This is a genomic window from Sphingomonas spermidinifaciens (assembly GCF_002351485.1).
Classification (GTDB): domain Bacteria; phylum Pseudomonadota; class Alphaproteobacteria; order Sphingomonadales; family Sphingomonadaceae; genus Sphingomonas; species Sphingomonas spermidinifaciens.
The window spans coordinates 475,321-493,066 of sequence record NZ_NWMW01000002.1 but is presented as its reverse complement, the minus strand read 5'-3'; the positions used below and the strand labels follow the sequence as shown (position 1 = coordinate 493,066).

The window sequence follows — 17,746 nt, the reverse complement described above, 5'->3', positions numbered from 1 at the left end:
CCCACTCGCATATACCGCTCCCCGTTTCTGTGCCGCCGATTTGGCGGTCTGGGGTGCGAGACGAGGTTGCGCGGGAAACCCGCCCAAAATTATTGGGGACGCCGGATCAGCGGCGTCGGAGGACCAGATCGCCCTGCGGCGAGCGTTCGGCCTGCAGCGAGAAGGCCGCCGCCAACGCCGTCGCGAGCTGCTCGACCGGCAACGGCCGGAAGCCGCCGGTCACCCGCGCCGAGGCGAGCGACGGATCGCCCAGGCGGATCTTGCGCTCCGAATAGCGATTGGTCTGCTCAAGGACGTCGCCCAGCGGCACCCCGTCGAAATCAAGCATGCCCGAAACCCATTGCTGCACCGCCGGCGACGCTCTGACCACCTTCGGACGGCTGGCGACATCGGTGAAGCACTCGCCCGGGGCGAGCCGCGTGACGGCCGCAACGCCGCCGGCCGGCGCAACGCCGCGGACGTCGACCGATCCGCGCAGCAGGCTCACTCGCACGCCTCCCGGCTCAATCCCGACGTCGAACACCGTGCCGAGCGCAATGACGGTCCGGCCGCCAGCCTCGACCCGGAACGGTCGCGCGGCGTCGTGCGCGACATCGAACCGCGCGCGACCACGCATCAGCCGGACTTGCCGCAGGTCGCCCGAAAACCGCACTTCGATGGCGCTGTCGGTGTCGAGCGTGACAATCGTCCCGTCGCCGAGCTTCACGGCGCGGATCTCGCCGACACGCGTCGCCTGCGGCTCGGCTTGCGCCACCAAGGCTGCATCCGGAACGGCGGACGGCGCACGCAGCAACCAGAAACCGGGAAGCACGACCAGGAGCAGCGCGGCCGCCGCGAAGACGGGCCGGACGGCAGGCATCTGCCACAAGGCAGGACGTGGCTCGGGCAGGCGGCGGTTGCGGCCCATTTCGGTGGCGGCAAGTCCACCGGCATCAAGCCATTGCGCGCCGGCCTCGGCATAAGCGTCGCGGTGCACAGGATCGGCAGCTTGCCAGCGCTCAAACTCGCTGCGCCACCGTGCGCGATCGGGACCTCGCATCCGCGCGAACCATATGCCGGCCTGCTTGATAACGGCGGGGCTGCGGTTCTCCTTGCTCGCCTTTCCCGGCATCAGTCCTTGTCCGCGTGCCGAAGCAGCATCGTCATCGCCCTGGCTATCTGCTTCTCAACGCCCGAGACCGACATGCCGGTGCGTTCAGCGATTTCACCATAGCTGAGGCCGTCGAGGCGGTGCGCCATGAATATCTCCCGAGTCTTGGGCTTCATCCTGCGCATTACCGCCTCGATGCGCGCAAGACTATCGCGAGCTTCGAGCCGGGAGACTTCATCCGCCACCGAAATGGCCGCTTCATCGAATGGCACCTGCAGCAGCTCGGCCCGGCCCCGCGTGCTTTTGGCGCGATCCCGCAGCAGGTTGCGTGCGACTTGCCGCAAAAAGGCGCGGGGCCGCGCGATCGGCTCGCTCCGCGCCTGCTCGCTTTGCGCCAGTCGAAGGAACGCCTCCTGCGCCACGTCTCCGGCTTCCTCCGGATTAGAGCGATAGCGGGTGATGAAGCGGACCAGCGCGTGACGCTCGTTGCGGTAGATCATCTCCAGCCCCAAGGGACCCGCCACTGCGGTTTCGTCCGTGTCGCCGAACGCCGTCGCCGTCGGGGGAGCCGGCGGCGACATCAGCCTTGCCCGCACCCGATAACGGGCTTGCTGCTCCGTCCGACCATGACGCCCATCTTCCCGCCTCCTGAATTGCGAAGCAGGCCGGCCGAGAAGCCGGGTGTTGAGAACAAGTTTGAGGACTTGCGCCGACGCCTTTAGCCGCGAACGGCCTGGACATGCACGTCGGCCACCCGGCGATGCGACACCTGGATAGGGACCCCAAACGAAGTTCTCACGCCTCGGCACCGCACTTTGAACGGCGCAATCCAAGACTAGGATTGGAACCGTTCAAAAGGCAAGCCAATCAGGAAAGCCAAAAATCGCGACCATTTCGGACGAAACTCGCTTAGACACGACCGTCAGGTCGCCTGCGCCGCAGGGGCGAGCAAGGCCGCACTCTTGCAGACGGACGGTCGCCGCGGCAGTGTGCGCGCGGGCTGGGGGCCAGCCGCCGCCGTGACCCCCGGCCGGTCGCAAGCGTGCCATGCGAGCCAAAAACGCGCGGACCCTGACGCCTTCGCAGACGGCGCAGAGCACGCCCCGCTAATCCCCGCGTTCCCTCCGAAATCAAAGCATTCGAGAACATTGCAATCGACAATTCTAGACTGGCATCCATCAAAGCTCGCGATTGAGCCGCGTGTACATAGGGGCGCCCAGCCATAGCCGGACAGCGCCTTGTTCGCCTTCGCGAAAGCCGCGTCGACGGCAGGCTCGCTATCGGCGGGAAGTACAGCGTCGATCCTTCGGCGAACGTCATCGCGCTGGGTCTTGGACGGCTTGTGGTCGGTGAACACGTAGATATGGGTCGCCAACACCGCCCAGCACACGATGCGTGTCGCCCTTGATTGTGGCATGAAGTCGGTGGATGCTGACGTCGTCGACGAGGGGTTTGGTCCAGTGCCCGCCGAGTTGTTTTCTTGGAGCGTGCGCGATCCCCATACTGCCTCGAAGCAAGTTAGCGCATCGGCAGTCCTGACGTCTGGCATGGCATGTGTCGATCGGACGGCCTGCCGAATCGCTGACGGTGCCGACTTGGATTGCCCAAGTGACGCGCGCCCTCGACCCGGTTCGCGGGAGACGCGTGACGAGATGGCCCGCATTTGCTCGCGCGTGCCTAGTTTGCAATTGCTGCCACCGCGTCGTGACGTGCTTGGGTTGAAAGTGCCCAACGAAGGCGCGCTTGACCTCGTCTCGCCGATCTACACTCGCACCGCTCGTAATGAAGCGATCCCGCCAGGCTGCTGGCATCGGGTGTGGGCATCAGCCGCGCGCAACGACAGATCGCGAGCATCCTGCTCACGCCGCAAAATACAGCGACTATCAGCGCTATACCGGGGCTGAGGCGGTACCGTCGCTGACGGCGCCGAATTTGCCCAAGCTGCCGCATGGAGGCCGGGGCGACGCGGTGCAAGAGATCATGCACGGAGCACGCAAGCGGGCGCTTCTGTTCCGCGGGGGTGCGGGCGCGGACCCATGGGCGCAATTTAGCGATGTCACGAGTTGGACAGGGGGCAACGCCGCGGCTCTGCAGGTCGATGGGCCGTTTGCAACCCGCTGCGAGATCCATGCCTCCATACTTGATCTATGAGGGAACGAATCTTTTGCGGCGTAAGCGGGCTCATGTTCGTTAATCGGCTTCCTAGCAGGAGAAGGTCGATGTCCATGAGCCTTGCAGCTGCACAAGCTCAAGCCCGCAGCCTATATGCCCGAGCGGCTAGCGAGAAGGCGATCGCTGCGAAACTTCCGCTTGGCGCAGTAAAAGACAGGCACTGGATGCGCGGCGAGCGCTTCGCAGATCAAGCTTGGTCGATTGAAGAGGCTTTCGACATCGAAACCGTGCCAAGCGGTCTGTGGCGTTAACCGATGACGGCCGAACGCTTAGAAGTGAGATGATGCAGATAGGCACCATCGAAGACCGCGAACTCTTTAAGTCGCTGCAAATGCTCGGTTGTCATCAATTTGCCCCGCTCAGGCAACGCCTTGCTCGAACGAAGCCTCTGGATCATCCGATTAACGTGAACCGCAGTCAGCCCCGTCGCGTCGGCAATATCCTCTTGGGTCAGAGCTTCGGTTGGAGCATCGGTCGCGGCCATGCCAGCGTCGGTCGTCCGTAGATGAAGCTCAACCAAGAGATGCGCGACGCGCTGTAGAGCGTCGCGTCGGCCGACGTTCAGTAGCCATTCTCGTGAGACCGACGCTTCGGCGAGCGTGTAGCGCCAGAGCGCGCGCCCAACGGCTGGATACTGCTCGACCGTCTGTTGAAGATCTTCGTAAGAAACCCAGCTTAGGTCGCAACTCGTGAGTGCCGAGATATGATGGTCAGCACGCTCCAGAAGAAAATGCTGTAGATCGAGAAGATCGCCCGGATAGTGCAAAGATACGATCTGCCGCCCCCCATCGCTGTTCATCTTCCACCGACACGCAAGACCACGCCTGAGGATCGCGCATCGGGTCGGTGCGTCTCCTTGCCTCAGGATCGGCTCGGATCGCCTAAAGAAGGCTGGAATTTCAGACCAACCCAGCACCGCTGCGCGCTCTTGTTGAGAAAGTGCCTCGGCCAACTCTAGCCTGTGGAGAGTTAGATTGATCACCGACCTTTCCCCGAACCAAGAAGGATCAATGTTGCCCTAATTTAAGCTGAGTTCTACTAACTTAGATTAGTGTTTTAGTAAGACATTGATACCTATTGCCGATTTGGCTGCGTCGAAGCTTGTGGCACGTCAGGCCATGTATCATGCGGTATTCACCCCCATCGAACTAGACAGCCTCGATCAAGAGGCGGCCCTCATTTACAAACAGGATCGGTTGATCGCTGTCGCGGTACGGCTGGCTGACCCGGCGCATATATCACGTGTCGGCTTCTGGAACATCGAGTTCTACGGCCCGCGACCAGGCGCATTTTTCAAACCTTTCGTGAGCCTGCCCGTACTCATCCAAGCGCTGAAGACCGGCCTGCCGACATATTTCCTAGCTGAAGAAGCTGTCCGGGATATGCAGAAAATTAAGGCGGATGGTGAAGAAACGGAGGAGATAGAAATCATCGAGCTGACACGATGAATTGAGGCTTGGAATGCCGCGCAAGACACCCCTTCCAACTGCCCTAAACGCTACTAGCGTCGCGGCTGGCTTACTGATCAGTTCGATTCTGACGCTCTGTCCTACATCACGCGAGTATGCCACCTAGTCGGCATGGATCGTGATCCGGATTGGCGTGATCGTGCAGAAGCGGTCGAGATATGGGTGCTCGCCTTGATCATGGCGGGCGCGCTGGTGGCTGGCATCATCTCTGCTGCTCGGCGCCTCGTAGGGTGACAATCCAGCTCGGCGACGGTCGGCGAGACGAACCGAGATGATGCTCGCAGGAAGCCTTTTATTGGCCGCACAGGTTGTGCCCGAGGGTAGAACCTTTTCCTGTACCCCTGAACGCGTTTGGGACGGCGACGGGCCGCTATGGTGCAAGGAAGGCCCGCGTGTGCGGCTAGCGGGCATTGCGGCGCGGGAGATCAACGGCAGCTGCCGAGCGAACCAGCCGTGCCCACGAGCATCTGCAGAGCGGGCGCGTGACGCACTCGTGCGGTTGGTTGGCAAACCAACGGGGCGATCGCGGGAGGGTCACGTGATCGTCGCGGGATCGAGGCTGACGTGTCGGTCGGACGGTAACGGAAGGGGCAACAGGACGGCGGCCTGGTGCACGTCTCCCCAGATCGGCGACCTATCGTGCGCGATGGTGAAGTCCGGAACAGTAGTGAAATGGGCGCGCTACTGGCGGACGCACCTCTGTCGCTAAGTAGAACGCGTGTCCTGATTGCCGTAATCATTACGATTTGCAGTCAGCTGACGGCGGCTCCACGAGATCGTATCGTCTCCTTAACGAATTTAGGTCCAAATCGGATCATGTGTCGCGAGAATGAGTATGAGCATGACCGCCGCGCGGCGGCAATCCTTCGCAGCTTCGGCGATCATGGCTATGTTCATATCATCGCCCAGATCGCGAGCTGTATCGACACGGGGGACAGCGCGGGTGAGGAGCAATGGCGAGCGGTCGCCTCAAGTTTTCACGCTCTGCATGTCCGAACTAACATGCCGTCGTTGCAGAGGACGGCCCGTCTTTGACATATCCGATTGATAGCGGTGAGACGGCCCACCGAGCAAAGGGAATGCAAACGCAAGGCCGTCTCACGGATGGTATCGCATATTCCGGCTCAGCTTCAATATTTCGTCTAGTCTTGGAGTCTCTAAGCGAGATTCATGCGCTCGTAGGTGGCGGCACACGTACCGGGGGTTGGTCTGCGTGGTCCGAAGAACCGTGCCTTGAGCGACCGAGTATCGCTAACAGCATTCCTTGGGACGCCCTTGCCTTGACGCGAGCAGTGAGGAACTGACGCCTGATTAAGGACGCTCGAATGAAGCGCTGATGATCGAGCGCTCAACGCGCAGTCCTCACCTCTTCGCGGCCAGCCGAGCCAGTCATTCCTTCTTGTAGTCGGCCGCCTCGTGCTCTCGTGCACGTAACGCCTGGCGTCGATACTCGGCCTCAACAGACGCGAAGTGAGGGCGTGCCTTGTCGCTCGCTACGGTTGCCGCCATGTCAGCGACTTGATTCGCAAGCTCGTTCAACTGGGCGCTTCGAACTACGCTTCTTTTCGATGCTGCTGACATAACAAACTCCCGCCGTTCTGAGCGGGAGCTTTCTCGTTGCTCTCGGTCGCCACCATGCTCGATCTGGGCGGACGATCACCGTCGATAACAGCTGGCGGAGCGTTGGTCCAATTCGGCAACGCCGCGCAGCGCGAAGGGCGGCAGCCAGGGCGAGTCAGAAGATTGACTATGTTAGCCACAAGCGATCGCCTGCGTCCGTCGTCTAGCCGATCGGCACGCTCCCGCCGATGAGGGTTACCGTCGGGGTGGCTTGGCGTGAGCCGCCTCGCCGTTCGATGCTAGGCGGAACAGCCGAGCGACCAGCGCTGGCCTCCACTTACGACGTTTCAAGAGCCTAACGCTATCTAAGCTCGCTGTTCAGACAACCTTTTGACCCATGATTTTCGGCTAAACGCTGCCGCACGTGCTCGCGGCCGCGCAAATGGTATATCGCTTGTAGGCGACCCATTCCAGTGTCGCGGCGTAACGCCCGAATTGCGTCTTCGCTCGGCTGCATCGCTTTCCCCCTTCGGATACGAGCCACCTAACGAAGCTACAGATACTAGCTCGCGAGCACATATATTTCGAAGTTTGTGCGCCGCAGCAAGGCAGCCTCAGCTTTTTGCAACTACCGGTTGTCTCACGCGTGCTAGGACCATCGATCACTTTTATCGTCCGTTGCGAGCTGGAAATTGCGCGTGAAGGTCACGTGATGTTGACGAAACGGTGCTTGTTGGAAGGCCATGGGCGCGGCAACCGGCCAGCGGCTTGGTGCACGTCACCGCGGGCGTGTGAGATGTCTTGCACGATGGTTAAAAGATTAACCGAGCTTACATGGTGGCGCTATTGGCCGGAGCATTATTGTGACACCTGCCGCGGAGCTCGCAGAGGCGTTGATAGTTGAGCGTCAGAACGGTGACGGGTCGCACGAGCATATCGCGGAGCGCATCATTGCGCTTGCGCTCGCCTAGGACAATGATGGCGTTGCTCGCTGGATCGAGATTGCCGTTCGGGAAGGATGTTTTGCTGAAACCAGACGGTAATTCAGCGCGTGCTCTCCCGATTCTCCATCTTCGATCGGCAATTTCGGGCAGGCGGAACCCGTAGAGGGCCATCAGCGCAATCGGCGCGGGAAGGTTCATGTCATTGGTTTTTCAAAGAAGAGCCTGCCCGCTTACGATGCCGTGACGAGCCTCTGAATTTTTGTTATCTATGCAAGCGTGGCCCTTTTGACGCCCCGATGTCCTACCTGTGGCAGGCCAGTGCCGTTTATGAAGACCCAGTGGGGCCTCGGAAAGCCATTTAACTGCAATGGCTGTGAAACCCGGCTAGTCATTCCAAAAAACCTCTGGATCGGCTCGGGTGCGTTTATGGTCTTTTGGCTCTTGAAGGATCGAGCCGCCTCGATGTCGGAGACTGTGATACTGATTTTTGGTCTCGTTGCTGTGGCTCTCATCATGTCACAATTATTCTTGCGCCTCCGAAAGCCATAGGGATTACTCTCTAGACTAAACAGCGATTTTCACTTCTTGATCTTTTTAGGGAACGTCGATTCCAAGTTGATGTCGGTTATCTCCACCGATGTATCTACAAGCGATCGCTCTGGTTCCCTGCCCCAAGCAGTCAATCGCAAACCGAAGGCGATTGCTCGCGAATGAATCGACCGACCGCGCTACAGATCGAGGCTTGGCTGCTGGGCATTCTGATCGCCGCCAGCATCATCGCCGGCCCTACCAGCCTCGTCACGTGGATCGGCGGCTTGCTGGACTGACATCAGCTGCGACGGGAACGGCTTCGCTAGCGTGACCGCATCGTCGAATGCGCACGTCAGCCACCGCTGCTCATCCTCCTCGTCGAGCAGCACCGGCATCGCCCTCGGGTGTATCGGTGCCACCAGCGGGTTCGGCTTGGTCGTGAGGAAGGCGAACACCGCTCCGCTCTCAGTCGGGCGCCATACTCCCGCGAAACTGACTATAGGCCGCGAGGGCACTTCGAACCAGAACAGCGGACGCTTGCCGGCCGGTCCGGGTCCATACTCGCTGAAACTTGTGAACGGGACGAGGCACCGTCGCTCAGGGTTCGCAAGTGCCGACGCCCAGAACGGTGAGGTGTAGTTGCGGACGTTCGTCACCTTGGTGTCGAGCAGCACGGGCTTGCCGGTCATCTTGTCGATGCGCTTGCCCGGCACCTTGCGCGGGAAACCCCAGGACATCGTGTCCAGCCGCCGCTCGCCGTCCTCCTGCCGGATCACCCAGGCGGTGCGATCGGGAAATAGCTCGGGCGTTGCCAGCTGAAGATCTGGCGGGAAGCTGGCGATGCCGTACCGAGCTGCGAGCTCAGCCTGATTGGCCGTCATGCGATAGCGATTACACATCATCTGCCCCGGATGCTTGCCGTGGAACGGCGAAAAGTCAGCTTCAAGCACAAGCAATTGACTCGCGCCGGCTAATCTCATTTTTTCGGTACCACGGATCGGAGGGGAACCGATTCGCAAAGGGGGATTATAATGTACAAGCTCGCTTTGGCGCTCTCGGGCGCCGCCTTCGTCATGCCGGTCACGCTTCAGGCACAGGTCCAAGCGCCTGCGGTTGCGCCAACGCCTCAGCCGGCAGCGATGGTGACCGGCCAGGTGGATAATGTGCTCCGGAGCGGCACTCCGGTCCCTCTTCGAATGATGGAAGCGCTGACCACCAAAGGCAAAAAGCTGAAAACCGGGCAACGCTTTAATCTTGAGGTTGCCGAAGCGGTGTCGGTGAACGGCCATGTCGTCATCCCTGGCGGAAGCCCCGCCGTTGGCGAGGTGACCGAAGTCCGCAACAAAGGCATGTGGGGCAAGTCCGGCCGCATCAACGCGCGGGTCCTCTACGTTCGGGCGAACGGCCGCCAGATCCGGCTCACCGGTCAGCTCGACGACAAAGGTGTCACTGGGACGGCTGGCGTTGTCGGTGCGGTTGCCCTCGTTCCGGTGGCCGGCTTCTTCATGACGGGGACGAGTGCCACGATCCCGCTCGGTGCGCCTGTAAACGGCTTTGTTGATGAGGACATCGCCTTCACGCCGGGCGCTGCGCAACCGGCGCCGATGGCGCTGGCTCCGAGCGCTCCTGTTTCTCCAGCCGCAGCGCCGCAAGCGCCAAAGGCAAATTGAACTAGCTAGGTGGGGAGACGATCATGAAGCCGTTATGCGCTTGCCTTGCTGCTCTCTTGTTCGTCTCCGCCCGCCCTGCGGTGGTCTGCAATGAAGCGACCTACTACTCGTCGGCCGCTGCTGCTCAGTCCGGCTGCTGTTCTCACCACAAGGGTGTGTGCGGTTGTTCGGGTGGGCGGAAGGCCTGCTGCGATGGGACGCTTAGCCCAACTTGCCAGTGCTGAGCTATTGCCGGGCCAAGCTAGACCCGATTGCCTTCTTCGATCAATGCACCCACGGCTTCTAGCTGCTGCACGATCCATCGATAAGGCATGTGGCAACTCGCCCAAGGGTGACGCGGCTCAGCCGTTGCGGCCTTCCAGAACTCGTTCAAGAGCCGCTGATCGCGGACGAACGGCCGCAGAACATGCAGCGCCAGTCGAACCTCTAAGGTCCCGACCGCCTCATTCGCCGATCGCGCTGTGGCTTCGCGTAGGATTTGCAGCGACAGGTTGATCAGCGCGTGGCGATGCGCCTCGCGCCGCGCCCGCCGCTTTCCGAACGGCAGCGGCAGCAGATCGATCACCGGGGATGCGCATCGTCTGGGGCACTTGATCGAGCGTCGCGCCGCTCGCCATTCGGTATTGCCGCCGTTCCTGCGAACCTCGGCGATCAGCGCTTTCAGGTCCCAGACCTCGGACGCCTGGCAGCCCCGACACGTGACCCGAACCTGCGCTTCGATCTTGTCGAGCTCGTCGAGCGTCTTCGGGTCGCCGACCACATCAGGCGAAGACAGGCAGAGGCAACTGCTCGCCGCGCGCGGCCATTACTGCGCGTGCCTGAACCGCCGCGTCGACTGCTTGACGATAGTGGACCATCCGGAAGCGCTCGGCCTCGTCGAAGCCGGTCGACGAACATTCCTCGATCGGATAGCAGGCGTCGTAAATCGCGCGCGCAGCCGCAAGCAGTCGCAGATCGTGCTGCATCCCATGTCCCATCGCTGTCGAATCGCCGATGCTGCGGCGTTCGATCATCTAGAACCAATAGGGAACAGATCGCAAGACGCTCAATTTGACTGACGCCAGTGATCCATCGCGGACCGATACCGCTCCTCGGCGGCGGCCCGCTTCTCGTCGAGGGCTTTCGCGGCTTCGCGGTATTCCTGGTCCAGCCCCCGCCGCTTCTTCTCCAAGGCAGCGATATCCGCCTCGAGCCCGTCGCGCGCCGCTTCGTATTCGACCTTCGCGACGTCGACCGCGGCTTCCGCTTCGTCGAGCGCTGCCCGGCTGGGGCGGGGACGCGGCTTCGCCTTCGGCTTAGGCTTCGATGCGGGTTGAGCCTTACCTGCCTTCGCTTTCCCGGCGTTCGGTTTTGCATCAGGCGGCAGGGCGGCCATGTGCTCGTCGACTGTGCCGCGCACCTTGCGCACAACGGCTCCGGGTTGTTCGAGCGCCGCTTCCATCAGCGAAGGGTCGGTGACTTCTTCGGCGATGCCCCTCGCAAACAGGTCGGCGTCCGCACCCCACGCTTCCAGTGCAGCCTTCCGGCTGGTCGCGGCGACATAGGCGTCATGGAAGCCGATCGGTGTCCGGAAGACCTTGAGCTTGCGAGCCATATGCGCGGAACGCTCGGCGAAGCACAAGGTGACAGCAGCCGCTGGTTGGATCGCGGGCAGGGAAGCCTCCGGCGCCTAGAACGAATCTGAAATTAAGACACTTGGCGTCGCATCGGCCTACCCTCGCCAGCAAAACTCGAGCCTGAAAACCCTGTCGGGCAAGACACATGGAGGTTCACATGCTCGGCAAGAACAAGCTCGTTACGATTGCATACAACAAGTTGGTTGGTGTCATCGCCGCTGTCGATGCGCGCAGGGAGGAACTCGAGCACCAGCGCGGCAGCGACAGGCACGCGCAGCCATCAATTCCACGACCCCTGCGAACGTTATGCCGGATGACGACCGGGCGGCCCCGCCGGAGATCGGACTGTAGGTGTCGGCAGGCCCGACGTCCACCCCATTGTGCAGGAGCCGGTGGCGGATGAGGCACCTGTCATCGCTATCGAGCCTGGTCAGCCGGACGCTCTGCCGGTCGATATGGATGAAGCGATGCGCTGCGCCACGCTCATCGCCGAGGCCGACGAAGAGCACTTCATGGACATTTACTGGCCTAAGGGTCATCCGTTCGGCAATTTCGATCAGACGGCCTTGGTTGAGGCGCTTGAGCAATAGACCGAATTGTCGAGATGGATAGCCATCCAGGAATTCCTTGACGCCGCGCGCAACGGCGATGGAAAGGCGTGCTTCGATGACTCGCGACGCACAGAGCTGAGATGGCTAGCGACCGACCTGCTGAACGGTGACGACGAAGCCCTTTCGAGGACTCGGCAGGCGGGCATCATCCGGTGAGATAGATTTTTGACGGGGCGGGCCAAACCCGCCCCGTTTCTACCTGCCGCGGCGTCATGGTATGAAACTGCGTCACCGTACTCTCCGTGCCCGGCATGCCGTTGGGATAGGCAGGAAGGGTTTCCGGCTGGAACCGGGCGTATATTGCTCGCGCTTGCTTGCGCCCGAGTGGAGATATGTGGGGATGGTTAGATCGCCCAGTCACTGACGAAAACCTTGCTTATACAACGCTCTGGCTAGCTAGGATTGGGGCGGCCGAGAACCCCATTTCTTGGAATAGCTCCAGAATGTTGCTGAGCGGATGGTAGGCGCTGCGCGATCGCCAGTCCGCAAAGTGGCGCAACGGCGCGCGCAGGAGCGTGCATGATCGAGGTTCATTTGCTGCGCTACGCGCTTGCCGCGGCCGACAGCGGCAGCTTCAGCCAGGCGGCCGATCGGTTCGGTATCAAGCAATCGACGCTCAGCAAACGCATCCACTATCTGGAAGACCGGCTCGGCCTCGCGCTCTTCCGGCGCTCGACACGCGGCGTGGTCCCGACGGGTCCTGGCGAGTGCATCCTGCGCAAGGCGCGCCGCATCGTCGATGATATCGATGCGTTGGACGAGGATTGTGCGGCGATTGCATGCGGCGCCGCAGGAACGTTGCGGTTCGGCTTCCACGGGTCGCTCGGAAGCGGCGACCTTTCGGCGGTCATCCGGGATTTCCGCGCGGCGTGCCCGGAGGTCGAGCTGGCTGCCCGCGAGCGCAGCCGCACGCGTCTGCTGCGCGCGTTGGAGCGCGACCAACTCGACTTCGCGGTTCTGAATGGCCAGGTGCAGCGCCCCGGAATCGTGTCGCTGTCGTTCTGGAGCGAGCAGGTGATTATCGGCCTCTCGACAGAGGACCGGCTGTGCGCGTGCGATCCGCTCTATTGGACCGACCTCAGGGGCATGACCTTCGTCGTAAGCAAGATCGATCCCGGTCCATTCCTCTACGATCTGGTCGCTTCGCGGCTGTCGGGGCCTGGCTTCGGACCGAGTGTGCGCGTTCAGGACGTGCGGCGCGAGAATCTCTTCTCCTTCGCAGCAGCGGGCCGTGCGGTCGTTACGACCGGCATCCCCGGGGCCAATGACGGCGTCGCGCTGCGCCAGGTGCACGACGCTTTTGGCGCGACGCATCTTGAGCAGGCGATCCACTGGCGTTGCGACAATCGGAGCCCCGTGCTCCGGCGTTTCCTCGAGATGCTCGCGCACCGCTACGGCCGCCCCGTCCCAGCGCTTTGATCGCTCGGGATGTTCGAAGAGCCGGCTGGTCCCAGGGCGCATCGGAGGGCCGGCGCGGATCAGCGAGGTCGGGACACGGTGACGGCGTTTGTCCGCCGGGGACGTGCGTCAACCGGAACTTCTTCTCCTCAACTTTGCGAATTCCCGGTCATCGGCCATGAAGTGAGCGAGCATCGGCACGATCAGTTTTGTCGGGCCCTGTGAGGGCAGTCCCGTTTCTGCGGCATGCGCTTCGGCGTAAGCTGTCAGGTCGCGGTATATGTCAGCAGGCACATCGATCGACACCTTCACCGGCTTGTCGTCGGCGATGGGCCCTAGCTTCAGTGTCATTTCGTTTCTCCACCCCAGGGTGCCACCACGATGTCCCGCGTCACGATCACGCGCAGCTGGAAGCCCGGCCGAATTGTCAGCGTCGGCTGGACGCTCATCTGGCGCCGGACGAGATCCTGTCCGGTGCGATCGATGGTCTCAGACGTGCCCTGGCGCAGCGCGCGAACGAGATCGTTATCGTCACTACTCCCCACCTCGGTACCAACACTAAGTAGCGTCGAGATTAGGGCCGCGCGAAGCATACCGCCCCAGTGCTGGTTCACCCGGTCCTGCAGCCCCGCACGGCCGACGGCGTCTGCGCCGGGCAGCCGATCGAGCTGAATCGAACGCCCATCGGGAAGGATGAGCCGGTCCCAGGCGAGCAGCACGCGGTTCTGACCGAACGAGACTTGCGAATCATATTCGCCAATGAGTCGGCTGCCTTGCGGGACCAGCAAGTGCCGGCCGCTCACGCTGTCGTAGACGTTCTGCGTCACCTGCGCGGTAATCATTCCGGGGAGGTCCGAGCGAATGCCGGTGATGAGCGCCGCTGGAATGATGCTGCCCGCCTGCACAATGTAGGGTGAGCTCGGCGGAACGACGCGGTGGCTGCTCTCGGTCGGGCCCTCGTCGACGGCGCGCAGGAAGTTGCGCTTGGCTCCCTGGTCGCCCCCGGAAGGAGCCGGGCCGGCGGACGCCGCGACAGTGTCGGCCACTGCCGGCTGGCGAAGCGACGCCTGTGCAGCCATGGCGTCCGACGCGGAGGCGCTTTCGCCCCCAGCGAACATCTTGCTGGTTCGGGCGGAATCGCGTTCCTGCCGAAGGTGCTCGCGCGCTGCCTGCGCAGCATCGGCGCCGTTGCCCGCCGGCGACGGGGCGCCCATTGGCGGCGGCGCGACATCGACCCCGCGCTGCTGTGCGGAGAGGATGGGGCGTCCTAGATCGCCGGGGAGCGGCGGGCCGAGCTTTGGAACTTGCGAATAGTCCTTCGGCGCTTCGACAAGGCTATCGGTCGTCGCGCGATTGTCGGTCGCATAAAGCTCGGTTGGGCTCTTCGGCCCCGAGGGCTGGAGCGCATAGATCAGCGCACCGCCGATGCCTGCGGTCGCGGCCAGTGCGACGACGGCCAGGGCCTTGCGCGACAGCCGCGTCACGCGGGGCGGATCGCCGCGCAACCGCAGCTCGGCAGCGCCCATCGGGGTGGGTTTGGCGGCGGCGCTCATTCCGACTTCCCTCGACGCGCATTATCCTGACGGAGGATGCGAACGCGCTGCTCGGACTTGCCGGCAGCCAGCCGTAGCTCCGCGCGGGCGAACAGCCGGTCGACAACCAGATAGCGGCTCCGCACGCGGTAATTGACCAATTCGCCTTCGCCCTTCGCGCCCACTACGAACAGTGGCGGGAGATCGCTCTGGGCGATGCTCGCAGGCAGCTCGACGAAGACCTGCCTCCCATCGTCGAACGCACGGAGCGGTCGCCAGGCGGGGCGATCGCCTTCGATGTGGTAGCCGAAATTCAGGGCGTCGATGTCGATGTTGTGGACCGCCGGCGCCGCGACGGCAGCTTCACGGTTGCGCGCGGTAAGCGCGATCAGCGCATCCTGGGGATAGGTCCAGGAGACCGAGGCCATATAGGTATCGGCCGTCGAGCGCAGCTCGAGGTGATAGGTGCGGCGGTCGGTATTGATGACCAGGTTTGTCACCAGCCCGGTGCGCGTCGGCTTGATCAGGATATGGACACGCCGCCCCGCCCCCGTCCCGCTCACTGTGTCGCCGATGATCCACCGGACCGTGTCCCCCGCCGCGACGGGACCCGATCCGACGAGCTGCTCGCCTTCCTGAAGCGCGATGTCGGTGACCTGGCCGGGTGCAGCGTAGAGTTGGTAGAGGGCGCCCTCGGCCCAAGGATAAAGCTGGATCGCGTTGAGGAAGCCCTCGCGCACCGGTTGCATGCGTGCCGCCGCGTTCGCAATGCCGATCCGAGCCTTGGGGTCGCCCTGCTCGCGCGCAGCCGAGGCGGTGAGCGGCTTGAGCTGAGCCGGCAGCGGCAAAGGCTCGGGAATTCGGACGATCTCGACGGGTTTGGGCGGTTCGGGTTCGGGCACCGCAGAAGGCGCGGCGTCGAAGTTTGGTAGACGCGTCTGCGCGTGCGACGCGGCGCAGGCGGCCAGCGGCAGGGCCGCGAGCAACATGGGCGGGCGGACGAGGATCATTGCGAGAGCTCCTTTGACCAGTTGAGGGCGTTCACGAACACGCCGAGAGGATTCTTGCGCAGCGCTTCCGGCGTGCGCGGGGTCTGGATCACGACCGTCGCGATCGCCGACCAGCGCTCCGTGGTTGCAAGGCTGCCGTCCTGGTAGCGGCGCTCGGTCCATGAGATGCGGAAGCTGTTGTCGGAAGCGCGGATCACGCTGGAGACGTCGACTGCGACCTGGAACTTGCCGACCTCGGCAAACGGGTCGTTGTTCCGCGCATAGTCGTTGAGCGCGAGCGCGCCCTTGGCGGTGGTGAAGTCATAGGCCCTTAGCCAGCTCTGGCGCAGCACCACCGGGTCGGCGGGAATGCCGCGGACATTCTCGATGAAACGCGCCAGGTGATAGGCGATCTGCGGGTCTCTCGGATGATAGTCGGCCTGCGCCGGCGCGACGGCCTGGGCTTCGCCGAGCTTGTCGACCTGGACGATCCACGGCGTGATCGTGCCTCGCATCGCCATGCCGATCAGCCCGGCGATCGACAGCGCCAGGAGGGCCAGCGCCGCGAAGCAGGCGAGCCGCCAGCTACGTGCCTGGACGCGGGCGGAACCGATGCGGTCGTCCCACGCCTGACCGGCGCGCTGATAGGGAGTCTCGGGCTCAGGCGTTGCGCCGTAGCGCACGGTCGATCGTCGAAACATTCAGTTCACTCCTTGTCGGTCACGCTGACGGCGGCACCGGGCCCGCGGCTGTCGCCGCCGCGCGATGTGTGGGTGGCGACGGATGCGCCGTGGACGATGGCTTGACGGCGACGCATCGACTTGGCCCAGGCCGGCGGCTCGCTGCGTGGCGTTTCCGCCGCGGGCGCTGGTTTCAACGAGGCCTCTTCGTCCGATCCAGCGGGCGGCGCCGAGGGGCTTTCACCGTGAGGCGTGGGGACGCCGCCGCTATCGCGCTCGGCGGAGCCAGCTCCGGCCTGCTGCCCGGGCACCCCGCCCGTATCCCGCTCGACCGGCGCGGCCGCCGGCGACGGCACTGCCGCCGAGGTGCTGCCGGAACGACCACCGCCGGTGCTCGCGCCACCGCCCGAACCGCCGCTCATCCCCGCGGCCCGGCGAAGCGGCGACATCACGCTGCTGGCAGTCGTACGCCCGACATTGCCAAGACCCGATGCGACGCCAGCAATGCCGATCTTTCCCTCAGCACCCGCGCGATAGGCACTGGTCGCGGTGCCGGCCATCCGGCCTGCGCCTGCAAGCGCGCCGCCGGCGGCGCCGAGTGCTACGCCTCCCGCGGCCGGACCCGCCGCGACCACGCCGCCGGCGGCAAGCGCCGTCCCAGCCGCTGCACCGGCGCCCAGCTGCGGGCCACCCGAGACGATGCCGCTGGCGATGGCGGGACCGAAGATGCCGAGGCCGAGCAGGCAGAGCGCGCCGAGCACGATTGCCATGGCGTCCTCGATCGTCGGCTGCGCCGTGCCGATCGCATTCGTGAATTCGGAGAAAAGCGTCGAGCCGATCCCGACGACGACCGCGAGCACCAGCACCTTGATGCCCGACGAGATGACGTGGCCGAGCACGCGCTCGGCCATGAAGGCAGTCTTGCCGAACAGGCCGAACGGGATCAGGACGAACCCGCAGAGCACCGTCAGCTTGAATTCGATGAGGGTGATGAAGAGCTGCACCGCCAGGACGAAGAAGGCGAGCAGCACCACCACCCAGGCGAACAGCAGGACGACGATCTGAATAAAGTTTTCGAAGAAGCTGATATAGCCCATCAGCCCCGAGATAGAGCCGATGATCGGTCGGCCGGCGTCGAGCCCCACCTGCGCGACCCGCCCCGGCTGAAGCAGTTCGGCGGTCGTGAACCCCGTGCCGGACGCTTTCAGCCCCAAGCCCGCGAAGCTCTCGAAGACGATCCTCGCGAGCACGTTCCAGTTGCCGATAATGTAGGCGAAGATGCCGACGAAGAGGGTCTTCTTGACGAGCCGGGCGATGATGTCGTCGCCTTCGCCGAAGGTCCAGAACAGCGCGGCCAGCGTCACGTCGATGACGATGAGGGTCGTCGCCAGGAAGGCGACCTCGCCCTGGAGCAGGCCAAATCCGGAATCGATGTAGGAAGTGAAGACCTCGAGGAATCGGTCGACAACGCCGGTACCGCCCAT

At 63.3% G+C, this 17,746-nt stretch carries 20 protein-coding genes; 7 read left to right on the top strand and 13 right to left on the bottom strand.

The window, feature by feature from the left end:
* Positions 1-106: 106 nt before the first annotated feature.
* On the bottom strand, positions 107-1,111 hold the full coding sequence (locus COC42_RS12425) for a FecR family protein (protein ID WP_096343630.1): 1,005 nt from the start codon (positions 1,109-1,111) through the stop codon (positions 107-109).
* A complete protein-coding gene (locus tag COC42_RS12420) occupies positions 1,111-1,590 on the bottom strand; it encodes an RNA polymerase sigma factor (RefSeq protein WP_176484672.1) in 480 nt (159 codons plus the stop codon). Before COC42_RS12420 ends, COC42_RS12425 begins: the two co-directional genes overlap by 1 nt.
* A gap of 1,719 nt (positions 1,591-3,309) precedes the next feature.
* Between COC42_RS12420 and COC42_RS17485 the strand changes: the two genes are divergently transcribed.
* Positions 3,310-3,513, top strand: a complete 204-nt coding sequence (locus COC42_RS17485; protein WP_141395848.1) for a hypothetical protein — start codon at positions 3,310-3,312, stop codon at positions 3,511-3,513.
* Here COC42_RS17485 and COC42_RS12415 read toward each other — a convergent pair.
* A complete protein-coding gene (locus tag COC42_RS12415; RefSeq protein WP_245844234.1) occupies positions 3,510-4,178 on the bottom strand; it encodes a Crp/Fnr family transcriptional regulator in 669 nt (222 codons plus the stop codon). The two genes, COC42_RS17485 and COC42_RS12415, sit on opposite strands and share 4 nt — an antisense overlap.
* 202 nt (positions 4,179-4,380) lie before the next feature.
* Between COC42_RS12415 and COC42_RS12410 the strand changes: the two genes are divergently transcribed.
* From COC42_RS12410 to COC42_RS18235, 3 genes are all read left to right on the top strand, one after another.
* Positions 4,381-4,710, top strand: coding sequence for a hypothetical protein (locus tag COC42_RS12410; protein WP_096343627.1), 330 nt, complete (start codon positions 4,381-4,383; stop codon positions 4,708-4,710).
* Between the two features lie 295 nt (positions 4,711-5,005).
* The gene (locus COC42_RS17975; RefSeq protein WP_096344184.1) at positions 5,006-5,440 is read left to right on the top strand and encodes a thermonuclease family protein; all 435 of its coding nucleotides are present in this window, start codon (positions 5,006-5,008) and stop codon (positions 5,438-5,440) included.
* Positions 5,404-5,766, top strand: a complete 363-nt coding sequence (locus COC42_RS18235) for a DUF6961 family protein (protein ID WP_425442852.1) — start codon at positions 5,404-5,406, stop codon at positions 5,764-5,766. The genes COC42_RS17975 and COC42_RS18235 overlap by 37 nt, the downstream gene beginning before the upstream one ends.
* A 1,355-nt stretch (positions 5,767-7,121) precedes the next feature.
* Here COC42_RS18235 and COC42_RS17480 read toward each other — a convergent pair.
* Positions 7,122-7,433: a hypothetical protein gene (locus COC42_RS17480; protein ID WP_141395846.1), complete on the bottom strand. Its 312-nt coding sequence runs from the start codon at positions 7,431-7,433 to the stop codon at positions 7,122-7,124.
* Positions 7,434-7,963: 530 nt separating this feature from the next.
* Positions 7,964-8,746, bottom strand: coding sequence for an SOS response-associated peptidase (locus COC42_RS12400; RefSeq protein ID WP_245844092.1), 783 nt, complete (start codon positions 8,744-8,746; stop codon positions 7,964-7,966).
* A 51-nt stretch (positions 8,747-8,797) separates the two neighbouring features.
* On the opposite strand from COC42_RS12400, the gene COC42_RS12395 reads away from it, so the two are divergent.
* Positions 8,798-9,436 carry a hypothetical protein gene (locus COC42_RS12395; protein ID WP_096343626.1) on the top strand — a complete coding sequence of 213 codons (639 nt, stop codon included), beginning with the start codon at positions 8,798-8,800 and terminating at the stop codon, positions 9,434-9,436.
* 241 nt (positions 9,437-9,677) lie between these two features.
* Here the strand turns inward: COC42_RS12395 and COC42_RS12390 are convergent, their stop codons facing one another.
* From COC42_RS12390 to COC42_RS12380, 3 genes are all read right to left on the bottom strand, one after another.
* Positions 9,678-10,196 (bottom strand): hypothetical protein, encoded by a 519-nt coding sequence (locus COC42_RS12390; RefSeq protein WP_096343625.1) that lies wholly within the window; start codon positions 10,194-10,196, stop codon positions 9,678-9,680.
* A 1-nt stretch (position 10,197) separates the two neighbouring features.
* Positions 10,198-10,401 carry a hypothetical protein gene (locus COC42_RS12385; protein ID WP_096344182.1) on the bottom strand — a complete coding sequence of 68 codons (204 nt, stop codon included), beginning with the start codon at positions 10,399-10,401 and terminating at the stop codon, positions 10,198-10,200.
* Between the two features lie 80 nt (positions 10,402-10,481).
* Entirely contained in the window at positions 10,482-11,030 is a 549-nt protein-coding gene (locus COC42_RS12380; protein WP_096343624.1) for a hypothetical protein, read from the bottom strand.
* Between the two features lie 414 nt (positions 11,031-11,444).
* On the opposite strand from COC42_RS12380, the gene COC42_RS12375 reads away from it, so the two are divergent.
* Positions 11,445-11,642 carry a hypothetical protein gene (locus COC42_RS12375; RefSeq protein ID WP_096343623.1) on the top strand — a complete coding sequence of 66 codons (198 nt, stop codon included), beginning with the start codon at positions 11,445-11,447 and terminating at the stop codon, positions 11,640-11,642.
* Positions 11,643-12,182: 540 nt separating this feature from the next.
* The gene (locus tag COC42_RS12370; protein WP_096343622.1) at positions 12,183-13,082 is read left to right on the top strand and encodes a LysR family transcriptional regulator; all 900 of its coding nucleotides are present in this window, start codon (positions 12,183-12,185) and stop codon (positions 13,080-13,082) included.
* Between the two features lie 108 nt (positions 13,083-13,190).
* On the opposite strand, the gene COC42_RS12365 is transcribed toward COC42_RS12370, so the two are convergent.
* Genes COC42_RS12365 through trbL form a run of 5 tightly spaced genes read right to left on the bottom strand, consistent with a single transcriptional unit; the run spans position 13,191 to position 17,746 of the window.
* Positions 13,191-13,412, bottom strand: coding sequence for a DUF2274 domain-containing protein (locus tag COC42_RS12365; RefSeq protein ID WP_096343621.1), 222 nt, complete (start codon positions 13,410-13,412; stop codon positions 13,191-13,193).
* On the bottom strand, positions 13,409-14,614 hold the full coding sequence (locus COC42_RS12360) for a TraB/TrbI/VirB10 family type IV secretion system protein (RefSeq protein WP_096343620.1): 1,206 nt from the start codon (positions 14,612-14,614) through the stop codon (positions 13,409-13,411). Before COC42_RS12360 ends, COC42_RS12365 begins: the two co-directional genes overlap by 4 nt.
* The gene (gene trbG / locus COC42_RS12355) at positions 14,611-15,603 is read right to left on the bottom strand and encodes a P-type conjugative transfer protein TrbG (RefSeq protein ID WP_096343619.1); all 993 of its coding nucleotides are present in this window, start codon (positions 15,601-15,603) and stop codon (positions 14,611-14,613) included. The genes COC42_RS12360 and trbG overlap by 4 nt, the downstream gene beginning before the upstream one ends.
* Positions 15,600-16,283 carry a conjugal transfer protein TrbF gene (trbF, locus tag COC42_RS12350; protein ID WP_096343618.1) on the bottom strand — a complete coding sequence of 228 codons (684 nt, stop codon included), beginning with the start codon at positions 16,281-16,283 and terminating at the stop codon, positions 15,600-15,602. Before trbF ends, trbG begins: the two co-directional genes overlap by 4 nt.
* Before the next feature lie 5 nt (positions 16,284-16,288).
* Entirely contained in the window at positions 16,289-17,746 is a 1,458-nt protein-coding gene (gene trbL / locus COC42_RS12345; RefSeq protein ID WP_096343617.1) for a P-type conjugative transfer protein TrbL, read from the bottom strand.